Origin of the sequence: Nocardioides sp., from assembly GCF_964228225.1 — a bacterium.
In the GTDB taxonomy this organism is placed as follows: domain Bacteria; phylum Actinomycetota; class Actinomycetes; order Propionibacteriales; family Nocardioidaceae; genus Nocardioides.
Genome location: NZ_CAXQZB010000032.1, coordinates 44,165 through 57,709, shown reverse-complemented (window position 1 = coordinate 57,709; position 13,545 = coordinate 44,165). Strand labels below are relative to the sequence as shown.

General features: G+C 74.1%; 10 protein-coding genes. 3 read left to right on the top strand and 7 right to left on the bottom strand.

Translation table 11 applies throughout. The features are described 5' to 3' along the window. Positions 1-69: 69 nt before the first annotated feature. Positions 70-810: a dihydrofolate reductase family protein gene (locus tag ACERUJ_RS07745; protein WP_370247923.1), complete on the bottom strand. Its 741-nt coding sequence runs from the start codon at positions 808-810 to the stop codon at positions 70-72. A 72-nt stretch (positions 811-882) separates the two neighbouring features. On the opposite strand from ACERUJ_RS07745, the gene ACERUJ_RS07740 reads away from it, so the two are divergent. Continuing rightward, on the top strand, positions 883-1,806 hold the full coding sequence (locus ACERUJ_RS07740; RefSeq protein WP_370247922.1) for an LLM class flavin-dependent oxidoreductase: 924 nt from the start codon (positions 883-885) through the stop codon (positions 1,804-1,806). 16 nt (positions 1,807-1,822) lie between these two features. On the opposite strand, the gene ACERUJ_RS07735 is transcribed toward ACERUJ_RS07740, so the two are convergent. From ACERUJ_RS07735 to ACERUJ_RS07725, 3 genes are all read right to left on the bottom strand, one after another. After that, positions 1,823-2,941: an acyltransferase family protein gene (locus tag ACERUJ_RS07735; RefSeq protein WP_370247921.1), complete on the bottom strand. Its 1,119-nt coding sequence runs from the start codon at positions 2,939-2,941 to the stop codon at positions 1,823-1,825. A gap of 94 nt (positions 2,942-3,035) precedes the next feature. Continuing rightward, the gene (locus tag ACERUJ_RS07730) at positions 3,036-4,178 is read right to left on the bottom strand and encodes an acyltransferase family protein (protein WP_370247920.1); all 1,143 of its coding nucleotides are present in this window, start codon (positions 4,176-4,178) and stop codon (positions 3,036-3,038) included. Positions 4,179-4,268: 90 nt separating this feature from the next. Beyond that, positions 4,269-5,879 (bottom strand): acyl-CoA synthetase, encoded by a 1,611-nt coding sequence (locus tag ACERUJ_RS07725; RefSeq protein WP_370247918.1) that lies wholly within the window; start codon positions 5,877-5,879, stop codon positions 4,269-4,271. Between the two features lie 439 nt (positions 5,880-6,318). Between ACERUJ_RS07725 and ACERUJ_RS07720 the strand changes: the two genes are divergently transcribed. Further along, complete coding sequence (locus ACERUJ_RS07720) at positions 6,319-9,396, top strand: hypothetical protein (RefSeq protein WP_370247917.1); 3,078 nt, start codon at positions 6,319-6,321, stop codon at positions 9,394-9,396. Between the two features lie 131 nt (positions 9,397-9,527). Then, positions 9,528-10,580: a hypothetical protein gene (locus ACERUJ_RS07715; protein WP_370247916.1), complete on the top strand. Its 1,053-nt coding sequence runs from the start codon at positions 9,528-9,530 to the stop codon at positions 10,578-10,580. 20 nt (positions 10,581-10,600) lie between these two features. Here ACERUJ_RS07715 and ACERUJ_RS07710 read toward each other — a convergent pair whose 3' ends face one another. The 3 genes from ACERUJ_RS07710 to ACERUJ_RS07700 all read right to left on the bottom strand — a co-directional run bounded on the left by ACERUJ_RS07710 (position 10,601) and on the right by ACERUJ_RS07700 (position 13,545). Then, on the bottom strand, positions 10,601-11,599 hold the full coding sequence (locus ACERUJ_RS07710) for a TIGR03617 family F420-dependent LLM class oxidoreductase (protein WP_370247915.1): 999 nt from the start codon (positions 11,597-11,599) through the stop codon (positions 10,601-10,603). Beyond that, positions 11,596-11,943: a hypothetical protein gene (locus tag ACERUJ_RS07705; protein ID WP_370247914.1), complete on the bottom strand. Its 348-nt coding sequence runs from the start codon at positions 11,941-11,943 to the stop codon at positions 11,596-11,598. Before ACERUJ_RS07705 ends, ACERUJ_RS07710 begins: the two co-directional genes overlap by 4 nt. A gap of 159 nt (positions 11,944-12,102) precedes the next feature. Further along, positions 12,103-13,545: an MFS transporter gene (locus ACERUJ_RS07700; protein WP_370247913.1), complete on the bottom strand. Its 1,443-nt coding sequence runs from the start codon at positions 13,543-13,545 to the stop codon at positions 12,103-12,105.

Sequence of the window (13,545 nt, the reverse complement as noted above, 5' to 3'; positions counted from 1 at the left end):
AAGCATTCGGCAGCCGGATCGGGCAGATCCGCCTGCCGAATGCTTGTGACGACGTACCCCCGGTGACCCTCAGCGGCCGGGGGCGAGGTAGCGGGCCATGAGGAAGTCCTCGCCGTGCAGGACGTGGGCCAGGCGGAAGCGCGCGACGTCGGGGAGGGTGGCGGTGCTCGGGCCCTGGGCCGTGCCGGCGAAGGTGGGGGAGAAGGTGATGTCGGCCTCGTCGACGAGGTCGGCGGCCACCAGGTCGCGCAGCAGGGTGGGGCCGCCCTCGCACACGATCCGGTGCAGCCCGCGCTCGGCGAGGGCCCCGATGATCGCGTGGGGGGTGAGCTCGGGCAGCGCGGCCACCTCGGCGTGGGCGCGGGCGGTCGTGAGACGGCCCGGGTCGGCGTCGGCGGTGGTGAGGATGAGCGGCGGCAGGGTGGAGGCGCGCCACACCTCCAGCTCCCAGGGCAGGTCGAGCGAGCCGCTCACCACGGCCAGCCGCGGGGCGGGCGCCCGCCCGTCGGCCTCCCGGCGGTCGGCGTCCTCGGGGCGGCCGTGCATCGGCTTGTACCGCTCGGCGCGCAGGGTGCCGCTGCCGATCAGCACGACGTCGGTGAGCCGGCGGGTCGCGAAGAACACCGCCTTGTCGGCCGGGGAGGAGATGCCGGCGGAGAGTCCGTCAGCGTCGGCGGCCCCGCCGTCGAGGGTGGTGACCATCATCGCCCGGACCCACGTGCGTCCCTCCGGCCACGGGTAGCCGTCGCGCACGGCGTCGTCGTCGAGCTGGGCGGGGGTGGCGGCGTCGAGGCCGAGCAGGAGGTCCACGGATCCCAACCTAGGTGCCCCTGCGGCGCGGACACCCCGCCGTGGGGGTGAGTGGTCTGGCAGGGTGCGGCCATGCGGATCGGGATGACCCTGCCGGTGATGGAGCCGGACCTGTGGGAGCGGGGTGCGCAGACCCTCCACACCTGGGTGCGCGCGATCGACGAGGGGCCGTTCTCGAGCCTGTGCTTCGGGGAGCGGATGGCCTTCGACAACCCCGAGACCCTCACCCTGCTCGGCGCGGTGGCCGCCTGGAGCTCCCGCCCGCGGATCGTCACCACCGTCGTGGTGCCGCAGCTGCACGACCCCGGGCGGCTGGCGAAGGCGCTCGCGACCGCCGACCAGCTCAGCGGCGGGCGGCTCACCCTGGGCGTCGGCGTGGGCGGCCGCGAGGAGGACTACCGGGCCGCGGGCGCCGACCCGGCCACCCAGACGATGGCCGAGATGGCGCAGCGCGTGGCGACGATGCGGCGCATCTGGGCGGGGGAGAAGGTCACCGAGGCCATGCGCCCGGTGGGGCCTCCGGTCGTGCAGCCCGGGGGACCGGAGGTGCTGGTCGGCACGATGGGGCCGCGCACCGTGCGCCACGCCGCCACCTGGGCCGACGGTCTGGCCGGCGTGACCCTCGACCTCGACACGGCCGCGGTCGGCGCACTGTTCGACACCGCCCGCGCCGCCTGGGCCGAGGCGGGTCGTCCCGCGCCGCGGCTGACGACGTCGTTCTGGGTCGCGCTCGACGACGACGACGGGCCGGGCGCGGTGCCCGGCGCCGCGCGGGCGCAGGTGCACGCCCACCTGCGCCACTACATGAACTGGATCCCGGCGGAGTTCGTGGACGCGATCGCCCCGACGACGGGGTTCGCCGGCAGCCCGGCCCGGCTGCGCGAGGTGCTGGCGCGCTTCGCCGACCTCGGCACCGACGAGGTGCAGATCATCCCCGTCTCCTCCGACGTCGACCTGGTCCGGCGGATCGCGGACCTGACCGCCGACCTGACCTGAGAGCCGAGGGCCGGCGTCAGGGCCGGGTCTCGAAGTGACGCGCCTGCGAGGTGGTGAAGGGGCGCTCGAGGTAGCGGTAGCTCAGGGCGGTGCCGAGGACCGCGACACCCACCCCGGCCAGGCCGAGCACCGGTGCGGGCAGGTCGATCTGGTCCTTGTCGATGAGGTAGATCGGCAGGAAGTGCCACAGGTAGAGCGAGTAGCTGACCCGCCCGATCAGCGCCAGGGGCGCGAGGGACAGCACGCTGCGCACCACGCCGGCGTGCTGGGCCGCGGCCAGTGCCAGCACGGTGGTGACCACGGCCAGCGGCACGCCGACGAACCGGGCCGGGTCGTCCTGGTAGCTGAACGGGCTGATGAGCACGTAGACGCCGAACGCCGCCGCGGCGATCAGTGCCAGCGGTGTCGTGGCGCGGCGCCGCGGCAGGGCGCCGCCGGCGTCGATCGTGAGCAGGGCGACGGCGCCGCCCGCCAGGATCTCGGCGAAGCGTCCCGGCGGGGTGAAGTAGAAGACCTCGGCCCCCCACGGCAGCGCGACCAGGTAGAGCACCGCCGCGGCGGCGAGCGAGGCCCGGGCGAGCCGGCCCGCCGTCCACCCGGCCCGCCGGGCGGCCAGCACGGCCAGCGGCCAGAGCAGGGAGAAGTACCACTCCATCGCCAGCGACCAGGTCTGGCGGAAGGGGGCGGTGTTGGTGCCGAGCAGCTCGGCCAGCCAGGTCAGCTGGGCGAAGGACAGCACGGCGTGCCACGCGCTGTCGGCGGTGTCGAGGTCGTCGAAGGGCACCAGGGCCACCGCGATCGGCGAGACCACCACGAGGCCGATCAGCGCCGGGTAGAGCCGCCGCACCCGCCGGCGCAGGAAGGAGGTGTAGGCCGCGGCGAGCGTGCCGACGTCGCGCCCGCGCCACAGCACGGTGGTGATGACGAACCCGCTGAGCACGAAGAAGACGTCGACCCCGAGGTATCCGCCGCCGCCGATCGGGGCGTAGGTGTTGACCCAGTGCACGCCGAGCACGGCGAGGATCGCCACCCCGCGCAGCCCGTCGAGGTGGTCGACGCGGGCCCGGTCGCGGCCGGCGTCGGGGGTGCGGTGGGTGCCTGAGGCCGGACCCGAGTCCGCCGTGCGGTTGTCCATGGCGCGCAGCGTCGCACACCCCGGCGCCGGTGTCCCGACACCATGCCCGGTATGGGATCGCGGGGAGGCGGCACGATCCGCTCGAGGGCGGGGCTCAGTGCTGCTCGGCGGCCGATCGGGCGGGTGCCGGCGTGTCGCGCGGTGGCGCCCCGGCGGCTTGGGGCGCCAGGTTCTTGGCCTGGGAGCCGAGGAACGGCAGCTCGAGGAAGCGGTAGCTGAGCCAGGTCAGGGCGATCGCGGCGGTGACGCCGATGACGCCGAGCACCGGCCCCGGCAGGTCCATCTTGTCCTTGTCCATGAGGAACACCGGCAGCCAGTGCCACAGGTACAGGCTGTAGCTGCACCGACCGACCGCGGTGAGCGGCGGGCGGGTGAGCAGCCACCGGGTCGGGCCCTCGTGCTGTCCGGCGCACAGGATCAGCACCGTCATCGCCACGGCGAACGGCGCGCCGGCGAAGCGCACGATCGGCTCGCTGTAATGCCAGTCGGTGACGAGCATGTACACCGCGGTCAGGCCCATCGTCACCAGCGAGGCGATCTCGACCCAGCGTCGTCGGGGCAGGACGCCGCCGTGCTCGATCGCGATCAGGGCCAAGGCGGCGCCCACCAGGATCTCGGCGAAGCGTCCGGGCGGGGTGAAGTAGAAGATCAGCCCGTCCCAGGGCAGCATCGAGGCGTACAGCACCGCGGCGACGCCGAGGGACCAGGCGGCGAGTCGGCGCGGCGTCCACCCGGCCCGGCGTGCGGCGAACACCGCGATCGGCCAGAGCAGGTAGAAGTACCACTCGATGGCCAGCGACCAGGTCTGGCGCAGCGGGTCGGCCATCACGTCCATGGCCTCGCTCAGCCAGGTGAGCTGCACCAGCGCCAGGCCGCTGTTCTTCAGCGCGGTGCCGACGCCGACGTCGCTGAAGGGCAGCAGGGCGGTGGCGATCGGGGCGACGACGATCAGCGCCAGCAGCGGCGGGTAGAGCCGGCGCACCCGGTTGCGCGTGAAGGCGGTCCACTGCGCCCGGACCGTGCCGGTGCCGCGACTGCGCCACAGGACGGTGGTGATGATGAAGCCGCTGAGCACGAAGAAGACGTCGACGGCGAGGTAGCCGCCGCCCCCGATCGGCGCGTACGGCACCACCCAGTGCACGCCGAGCACCGCCAGGATCGCCGCCCCGCGGATGCCGTCGAGGTACGCCACCCGTGCCCGGGCACCGCCCCGGGTCCCGTCATTCCCATGCCCCATGGGGCATGAGGGTGGCACAATGCCCTACCCCGTGGGGTACTGGTCCAGACCACCCCGCCGCGGGACCGCAGGTCCGGCGACCACCGGCGCTCAGGTCGTGCCGAGGTCGGCGTGCTGGTCGCGCAGATCGCGCTTGAGGATCTTGCCGCTGGGGTTCTTCGGCAGCGCGTCGGCGACGACGACGTACTTCGGCGTCTTGTAGCCGGCCAGCACGGTGCGGCAGTGCTCGATCACCGAGTCCGGCGTGAGTGTCGCCCCCTCCTTTGCGACGACGACGGCGGCGACCGCCTCCACCCAGTGCGGGTGGGGCACCCCGAACACCGCCACCTCGGCCACGCCGGGGTGGGAGTAGACGGCCTCCTCGACCTCCCGGCTCGCGACGTTCTCGCCGCCGGTCTTGATCATGTCCTTCTTGCGGTCCACCACGTAGAGCCGGCCGTCGTCGTCGACGTAGCCGAGGTCACCGGAGTGGAACCAGCCGTCGCGGAACGCCTCGGCCGTCTTCGCCGGGTCCTTGAAGTACCCCAGCGTGGCGTGGGGGGAGCGGTGCACGATCTCGCCGATCTCGCCGGCCGGGAGCGCGGTGTCGTCGGAGCCGTCGGCCGCCACGATCCGGGTCTCGACACACAGTCCGGCGCGCCCGGCCGACCCGGGGTACCCGAGTTGCTCCTCGGGGCCGAGCACGGTGGCCAGCGGCGACATCTCGGTCTGGCCGTAGAGGTTCCAGAGCCGGACGTCGGGCAGCCGGGCCTGGATCTCCTTCAGCACCTCGACCGGCATCGGGGAGGCGCCGTAGTAGCCCTTGCGCAGCGACGAGAGATCGGTGGCGTCGAAGTCGGGGTGGCGCAGCAGCCCGATCCACACCGTCGGCGGGGCGAAGAACTTGGTGACGCGGTGCTCGGCGATCGTGCGCAGCACGGTGGCGGGGTCCGGCGCGGGCAGCAGCAGGTTCGTGCCGCCGAGCAGGATGTTCGGCCCGAGGAACACGTCGAGCTGCGCGCAGTGGTAGAGCGGCAGGGCGTGCAGTTCGACGTCGTCGGCCTCGAAGCCGCCGTCCACGACGCACGAGGCGTACTGCCACAGCAGGGAGCGACTGCTCAGCAGCGCGCCCTTGGGGCGCGACTCGGTGCCGGAGGTGTACATCAGCCGCACGGGGTCGTCGTCGTCGACGTGCACCTGCGGTGGCGTGCCGTCGAAGGTCGTCCACGCGGCGACGTCGGTCCAGCCCGCCGGCCGACCGCCCGCCATCGGGATCACCAGGCGCTGCCGCAGCCGCGCGGCTCCCGCGCCGAGCTCGGCCAGGGCGGCGTCGGCCACCGGTGCCAACGCGTCCTCGACCACCAGTCCCGCGGCCTCGCTGTGCTCGAGAATGAACGCGACCTCGCTCGGCCCCAGCATGAAGTTGATCGGCACCAGCACCACGCCGAGGCGGGCGGCGGCGAAGTTCAGCACGACGTACTGCCAGCAGTTGTGGCTGAGCAGGGCGAGCGCGTCGCCCCGGGTCAGTCCGGCGTCGGCCATCGCCGCGGCGGTGCGGTCGATGACGGCGTCGAACTCGGCGTAGGTGAGCACCGTGTCGCCGTCGCGGAGGGCGACCTTCGTGGGGGACCGCCGCGCCGACCGGCGGGGGAGGTCGCCCAGGGCGTGCGACCGGGCCGTGCGGACGTCGGGACTCTGCGGTGCCGATGTGACCTGCGCCATATCGGCCACGATAGTCCGGGTGCGCGAGCGCGGTGAACGAGCGTCCGATTCGCCAGGGCCCCACCTGTGTCCGGCAGCCCGTGGGCTGCGCGGGGCTGTGATCCGGCTCACCCGATCCACTACGATCCAGACCTCCCCTCCCCCCGCCCTGAGGAGCATCCGTGTCGCTGCCCCCGCGCCGCCGTCTGCCCCGGTCCTCCGACCGCCCCCGTCCCGACCGCCGGTAGGCGACGCCGTCGCGGTGGCGGGGCCGCCGGGAGTCGGCTGTCCGGGCATTCGCCCGGACGGGCTGTGATCGGAGTCATGCATGGCTTAGGGTGTGGCCCTCTCCCACTCCCCTGGAGGACCTGTGTCCCGATCCCGCCGCCGTCCGCTCGTGCTTCCGCGTGGGGGTGCGGGCTCCCGCCTGCGACGCAGCTGGTCCGCGCTCGTCCTCACGGTGCCGCTCCTGGTGGTGCCGACGGTCGCGCTCACCGGCGTTCCGGCAGGGGCCGCCGTCGACATCGACGACGTCCGGGCGGCGCCGCGCACGATCGCGGCCGGTGCCGACCACACGGTGTTCCTGTCCGCCGCGGGGGTGCCCTACGGCGTCGGCAACAACAGCTTCGGGCAGATCACCGGCACCGACGGCGCCGGTACGTCCACCCCGCGGGTCCTGACCGGCCTTCCCTCCGGCGTCACCGGCGTGGAGGTGGCGGCGGGCTACTACGGCACGCTCGTGATCGGCAGCGACGGTCGCGTGTACGCGACGGGCCGCAACGACTTCGGCGAGTTGGCCGTCGGGGTCTCCTCGATCCGGACCCTCACGGAGATGTCGGGGCTGCCTGCCGAGGTCAGGGCGGTCGACGCGGCGGTCACGGTGGGACGGTCCATCGTGGTCGGCGACAACGGCACGCTCTACGGTGCCGGGACGAACACCTTCGGCCCCTTCCCGGGGGTCTCCGGCAGCCCCCAGACCTTGACGGCCATGGCGCCCCTGCCCGGCGGCGACGTCCCGGCCGCGGTGTTCGGCGGCAACCACAACTACGCCGTCGTCGCGCAGGACGGCTCGGTGTACGGCGCCGCGTACAACGGCAGCGGCCAACTGATGAACAGCGGCAGCCCTCTCTCCACGTGGACCGAGTTCGCCGGACTGCCCTCCGGTTACGTCGCCACCAGCGTGGCGATCGGGGGCGAGCACGCCGCGGTGCTGCTCGCCGACGGCAGCGTGTACAGCGCCGGCAACAACTCCTTCGGACAGCGCGGGTCGAGCGGCAGCGGTGGGCCCACGCCCGTGCTCGCCCCCGGTCTCCCGGCGGTCACCGGCATCGCGACCTACGGCCACACCGGCTTCGCCACCCTCGCCATCGGCAGTGACGGCACGGCGTACGGGGCGGGCAACAACGCCGGACAGTTCGGCTCGCTGACCTCCCCGGTCTCGCCGTTCGCCGCACTTCCCGAGGCCACCCCGATCGGCACCATCGTGGAGGGCGCGATGGGCAACAACCATGTCGTCGTCCGTGACTCGCGCGGGGTGATCTCCACGATCGGCAGTGGAAACGCCGCGGGTGGGCTGCGCAACTCCCTGACCCTCCTGGCCGGCCAGCCGCTCGTCGCGACCGCGGTGCCCACCATCACCGGCGACCCGTACGTCGGCAGCACGCTGACCGCCGTGAGCGGCACGTGGGCGCCGAACGTCGGGATGTCGACGTTCCAGTGGCGGCGGGGCGGCATGGTGGTGGCCTCTGGCACCACCTACGAGCTCACCGCGGCCGACCGCGGCTCGGTGATCAGCGTCGTCGAGACCCGGCAGGCCACCGACTTCGTGACCGGGACGGCCACCAGCCTCGACACCTCGACCATCATCGACCCGCCGCTGGTGCAGGGCCCCGGGGAGCTCGTGGTCACCGGCGAGGCGCGCACCGGCGTCACCCTCGGTGTCGCCGACGACGTCCAGACGGTCCCGAGCGCGACCAGCCGCACCTACCGCTGGCTGCGCGACGGTGTGCCGGTGAGCGCCGCGATGTCCGCGCCCGCGCAGTACGCGGTGACCAGCGCCGACCTCGGCGCCCGCCTGTCGGTGCGGATGACCGCCAGTCGTGCGGGCAACACCGACCTCGTGGTGACCAGCGCGCAGACCGCGGCTGTGGTGGAGTCGATGATCACCGCCACCGGAGCTCCGCAGATCTCCGGCACGCCGCAGGTGGGACGCACCCTCACCGGCACCGACCCGACCGTGTTCACCCCCGAGGTGCAGCTGCGCAGCTACCGCTGGCTGCGCGACGGCGTGCCGCTGCCCGGCAGCTTCGAGAGCGGCAGCATCCCGCCGTACCCGCTGACCGCCGCCGACCTGGGGGCCGAGCTGCGGCTGCGGGTCACCGGCGGGCTGCAGACCTACCCCGACATCAGTGTCCTCAGCGCGCCCGTCACGATCGCGGCGGGGGAGTTCACCTCCACCGGCACCACCACGATCATCGGCCCGCCGCGGGTCGGCGAGACGCTCAGCGCCGTGGGGTCGCCCACCTTCACCCCGACGCCGGACACCGTCACCTACCGGTGGCAGCGCGACGGCGTGCCGGTCGGCACGGCGACGTCCTCGCCTGGCAGCTACGTCCTCGGGCCCGAGGACCTCGGCGGCGTCATGCGCGTCGTGGTGACGGCGTCGTCGGCCGGCTACACCCCCGCGACCGTCACCAGCGCTCCGGTGACGGTGGTCGAGGGCCAGTTCGGCTCCGACGGGACGGTCACGATCGCCGGGACGCCGCGGGTCGGGGAGTCGCTCACCCTCACCGGTGCGCCCACCTTCACCCCGGCCCCCGACGCCCTGTCCTACCAGTGGCGGCGCGACGGTGTGGCCGTCGGCGCGGCGACGTCGTCCCCGGCTCCGTACGTGCTGGGAGCCGCCGACGTCGGTGCGGTGATCACCCTCGCCGTCACGGCCACCCGTGCGGGCTTCGCCGCCTCGACGGTGACCTCCGCGCCCACGTCCGCCGTCACCACCGGCACCTTCGCCTCCACGCCGGCGCCGACGATCGCCGGCGTGGCCACGGTCGGCTCGCTGCTCACCGCGACCCCGGGCACCAGCACGCCGGCCGCCGATTCCGTGATCTACAGCTGGCAGCGCAACGGCACCGCCATCCCCGGCGCCACCAGCGCCACCTACCGCCTGGTGGCGGCCGACGCGGGCGCCACCCTCACGGTCGCGGTCCGCTACGTCCGCGCCGGCTACGACACCTCGGCCGCCGTCGCCTCCCCCACCGTCGCAGTGAGCGGGCAGATCCTCGGCAAGCCGGCGATCACCGGCACCGCGAAGGTCGGCAAGACGCTGAAGACGACCCTCGGCCGGTGGAACGCGCCGGGCTACACCTTCGCGATCACGTGGCTGCGCGCCGGCAAGCCGATCCCGCAGGCCACCAAGACGTCGTACAAGCTCACCAAGGCCGACGCCGGCAAGCTCATCGCCGTGCGGGTCGTGGCCACCAAGCCCGGCTTCCCGACCCTGCAGGTGCTCAGCGCCGCGGTGAAGCCGAAGAAGTAGGTCACCGCTTGCCCGTTGTCAGCAGAGGAATGCACCGGTTTCCGGTCTGAAACGGTGCATTCCTCTGGTGACAACGGACCCCTGTGGAGGACCGCCGCAGAGGAGACCAGCATCGGCGCACGCTTCTCCGCATGCCCGAACGCACCGTCGTCCCGCCCTGCCGCGTCGATCCGACCGGCCGTCTCGGCCCGACCCGCGCGCGGGCTCGGGGGAGGGGCTGGCGTCGGGTCGGTCCCGGCCTCTACGTGCCGGCCGACACCGACTCCACCACCTTCGAGCAGCGGGTGGTCGAGGTCGCCGCGGGACTGCCCGAGGCCGCGGCCATCACCGGAATCGCGGCCCTGCGGTGGATCGGGGTCGAGTACCTCAGTGGCCTCGCTGACCGCGGCGACGACGTGATCGACGTGGCGGTGGACGACCGGGCCGCGCTCGCGCCGAGGCCGGGGGTGAGGCTCACCAACGACTGGCTCTTCGAGGCAGACCGGGTGGTCGTGGACGGCGTGGCGCTCACGCGGGTGGCGCGCTCGGTCTCGTTCGCGGTCCGGCGTGCACGTTCCCTGTCGGCCGCGGTGCGCATCCTCGACATGGCGCTGCGGGCCGACGTCGTCGACCTCGCGGAGATGCAGCGCTACGCCGCCGGTCTGCGTTGTCGCCCCGAAGTGCGCCAGCTGCGAACGGCGTTGGAGTTCGCCGACGAGAACGCGTGGTCGCCCATGGAGACGGTGATGCGGCTGGAGTGGGTCGAGGCCATGCGACGCCGGCCGTTGACGAACCGGCCGGTGTTCCACCTCGACGGGCGGCTCCTGGTGCCCGATCTCCTCGACCCCGAGTGGGGTGTGGCCGGGGAGTACGACGGCGATGTGCACAACCAGACCCGGGTGCGGGAGCGCGATCACGACCGCGACGAGTTGTACCGGGACCTCGGACTCCAGGTCGCGCGGATGACCTCCACCGACCTGCGCGCGCCGTTCGCCTTCGTCCGCCGGCTCCGCGCGGCCTACGGTCGGGCCGAGCTGGTCGGCCGGTCCTCCCGGTGCTGGACGCTGGCGCCGCCCTCGGGGTGGACCGTCCGCACCACCGTCGCGGCGCGTCGAGCCGCCGGCGACGCAGCGGGGCCGCGGGCTGCCGTCGTCACAGGCGAAAAGCACCGGTTCTCCGCCGGACGTGGTGCTTCTCGCATGTGACGACGGGGGACGGCGACCACCTAGCGCAGGGCGGAGGCGAGGGCGCCGATGGTGGCGGGGTCGGGGCGGTAGCCGGGGAAGTAGGCGCACACCCGGTCGGCGAGGTCGCCGAAGCGACGCCGGATCTCGGTGGCGCACTCCTCGGGGGTGCCGCGCACGGCGATCCGCTCCAGCAGGGTGTCGTCGACCAGCGCCATCATCGCGGCGACGTCACCGACCTTCGAGAGCCGGTTCAGCTCGGGCTGCAGGTCGCCGTAGCCCTCGACGTCGAGCACCGAGCGGTAGGCGGGGGTGGAGCCGTAGAAGGCCAGCAGTCCCCGGACGCCGGCGTCGGCGGCAGCCTGCTCGGCGCGATCGCGACCCATCGCCACGATCGCCTGCGGGTAGAGCGGCACGTGGTCGCGGCCGGCGGCCGCCAGCCCCTGCGCGACGGCGGGCAGGGTGCGTTCGCGGATGTGGCGGTGGGAGTGGAAGGGCATCACGAGCAGGCCGTCGGCGACCTCCGCGGCGGTGCGGGTCATCAGCGGTCCCAGCGCGCCCAGCAGCACCGGCGGACGCCCGTACGGGTTCGGGCCCGGGACGAAGGTGGGGGGCATGAGGGTGTGGGTGGTGTGCTCGCCGCGGAAGTCCAGGGGCGTGCCGTCCTGCCAGGAGGTGAGGATGGCGGTGACGGCCTGCACGATCTCGCGCATCCGCGCGGCGGGGGGGCTCCACGTGGCCCCGTAGCGCTTCTCGATGTGGGGCTGGATCTGCGAGCCGAGCCCGAGCCGGAACCGGCCGCGGCTCATCAGCTGAAGGTCCCAGGCCGTGTGCGCCAGGTGCATGGGGGAGCGGGGCATGGCGATCGCGACGTTGGTCATCAGGTCGCACTCCACCGCGCTGCTGGCCACGGCCAGCGGCAGGAACACGTCGTGGGGACCTTCGAAGGTGAACAGCCCGTCGGCGCCGGCCGCCACCAGCGCGCGGGCGTGCTCGGCGACCTCGTCGGGACGACCGGTGAGCTGCAGGTCGAGCTTCACCGGGTGGCCCGCACCCGGCGCGAGCCGCGCAGCACCACCCCGAGCGCGGGGCCGGCCACCAGTGCGACGACGCCGGCGAGGGTGAGTCCCTCGAGCACGCCGCCGAGGTCGTGGCGGGCGATGATCCCCTGTCGGCCGTGCTCGAAGGCGAGGGTGTCGACCACGTGCACGGTGAGGACCACCAGCAGCGCGCCCGCGCCGAGTGCGGCGAGCAGCAGGCCGGGGCCACGGCCGGCGGCCAGCACGACCAGCGCGGCGAGCGCGATCCAGCAGGCGGCGACGACGGCGCCGGTGGGCACCGTGCCGAGGGTGTCGGTGAGCGTGCTGGCGAACGAGGGGGCCACCCCCGCAATCTAGAGCGCCACCCCGGCGGACCGGTAGAGGGACGGGCGGTCGGCCCGGTCGGCCCGGTCGGCCCGGTCGGCTCAGGAGCGCGCGCAGCGGCTCGGGTCCGCTCGGGTCCGGTCGGGCCGGACCCGGCGAGCCGGTGTGATCGGGCCGGCCTAGGCCGAGGTCGGGACCGGACCGGACGTGCGCCGTCGCCGGGTGAGCCGGTCGGCGCCGGCGGCGAGCAGGCACAGCGCGGCGAGGGTCCAGTAGGCCCCGCGCAGGGCGAGGTCGTCGCCGCCGTAGGCGGCCAGCAGGGCCACGCTCACCGCCGAGCCCACCGAGAACCCGAGGTAGCGCATCAGCTGGTTGAAGGCCATCGCGCTGCCGGTCTCGGCGCGCGGCACGTGCGGCACGATCAGGGCCGCGAGGGAGGAGAACGTGAAGCCGCTGCCCAGCCCGCCCAGGCCCATCGCGAGGAGCACCTGCCACAGCTCGGCGTGCCAGGTGCCGCCGACCACGAGCGCGAGGGCGAAGGAGGTGCAGCCCACGGGCAGCAGCACCCCGGAGCCGAACCGGGCGGCCACACGGCGCGCCAGCTGGTTGCCCGACACGCTGGCCAGCGAGTACGGCACGAGCACCGCGCCCGCGGCCACCGGGCCCAGTCCGAGGCCGAAGCCGTCGGGACCGGCCGCGGGGTCGCGCTGCACGACCAGCACGGCCAGGGTGAGCAGCCCGTACATGCCCACGCCCAGGCAGGCGGCCACGACGTGGGGGCCGGCGACGCCGGGGCGGGCGGCCAGGCGCAGGTCCACCAGGGGGTGGGCCCGTCCACGGCTCCACAGGGTCCAGGCCGCCACCAGCAGCGTGCCGAGGACCGCGAGCAGCAGCGTGCGGGGTGCGGCCCAGCCCCAGTGCTCGCCCTGGCTGACGGCCAGCAGCAGCGCCACCATCCCCCCGCCGAGGAGGACGGCGCCGACCAGGTCCACCGGCTGCGGCGGCACCGATCCCGCCCGCGGCAGGAAGCGCACGGCGAGCAGCAGGGTCGTGAGCAGCAGCAGCGCGCCGCAGGTGTGGGCGCCGTGCAGTCCGAGGTGGTCGGCGAGGAAGCCGGTGAGCGGGTAGCCGAGGCCGGCGCCGGCCACGGTGGTGACCGAGAGCAGGCCGAGGTTGCGGTCGAGCAGCGGCCCGCGCCACAGGTCGCGGGCGGCGGCGAGGGCCAGTGGCACCAGCCCGAGCCCCACCCCCTGCAGCGCGCGTCCGGTGACGAGCGCGGCGAACGCCAGCGGTCCGTCGCCCAGGGGAGCCGCGGCCAGCACGGCGCCGCCGAGCACGACGCCGATGGTGGCCAGCATGACCGGACGACGCCACCGTCCGCTGCCGAGCCGGCCCAGCACCGGCGTGGCGACGGCGCCGGCCAGCAGGGTGGCGGTGAGCGTCCACTGCGCCGCGCTGAGCGGCACGTCGAAGCGGCGCGCGACGGTGGGTACGAGGGGAGCGCCGAGGCTGCTGATCACCGCGGTCACCGTGGTGACGAGCATGAGCGTGGCGAGCACCGCGCGCTGCGGGAGGTCGGCCGGGGTCGCCGCCAGCGCGGGACGACTGGCGGTCTCGGTCAC

Bases quoted from the DNA above. Each gene is read 5' to 3' on its own strand.
- ACERUJ_RS07740 (WP_370247922.1), top strand. From the start codon at position 883: ATGCGGATCGGGATGACCCTGCCGGTGATGGAGCCGGACCTGTGGGAG.
- ACERUJ_RS07735 (WP_370247921.1), bottom strand. From the start codon at position 2,941: ATGGACAACCGCACGGCGGACTCGGGTCCGGCCTCAGGCACCCACCGC.
- ACERUJ_RS07730 (WP_370247920.1), bottom strand. From the start codon at position 4,178: ATGGGGCATGGGAATGACGGGACCCGGGGCGGTGCCCGGGCACGGGTG.
- ACERUJ_RS07725 (WP_370247918.1), bottom strand. From the start codon at position 5,879: ATGGCGCAGGTCACATCGGCACCGCAGAGTCCCGACGTCCGCACGGCC.
- ACERUJ_RS07715 (WP_370247916.1), top strand. From the start codon at position 9,528: ATGCCCGAACGCACCGTCGTCCCGCCCTGCCGCGTCGATCCGACCGGC.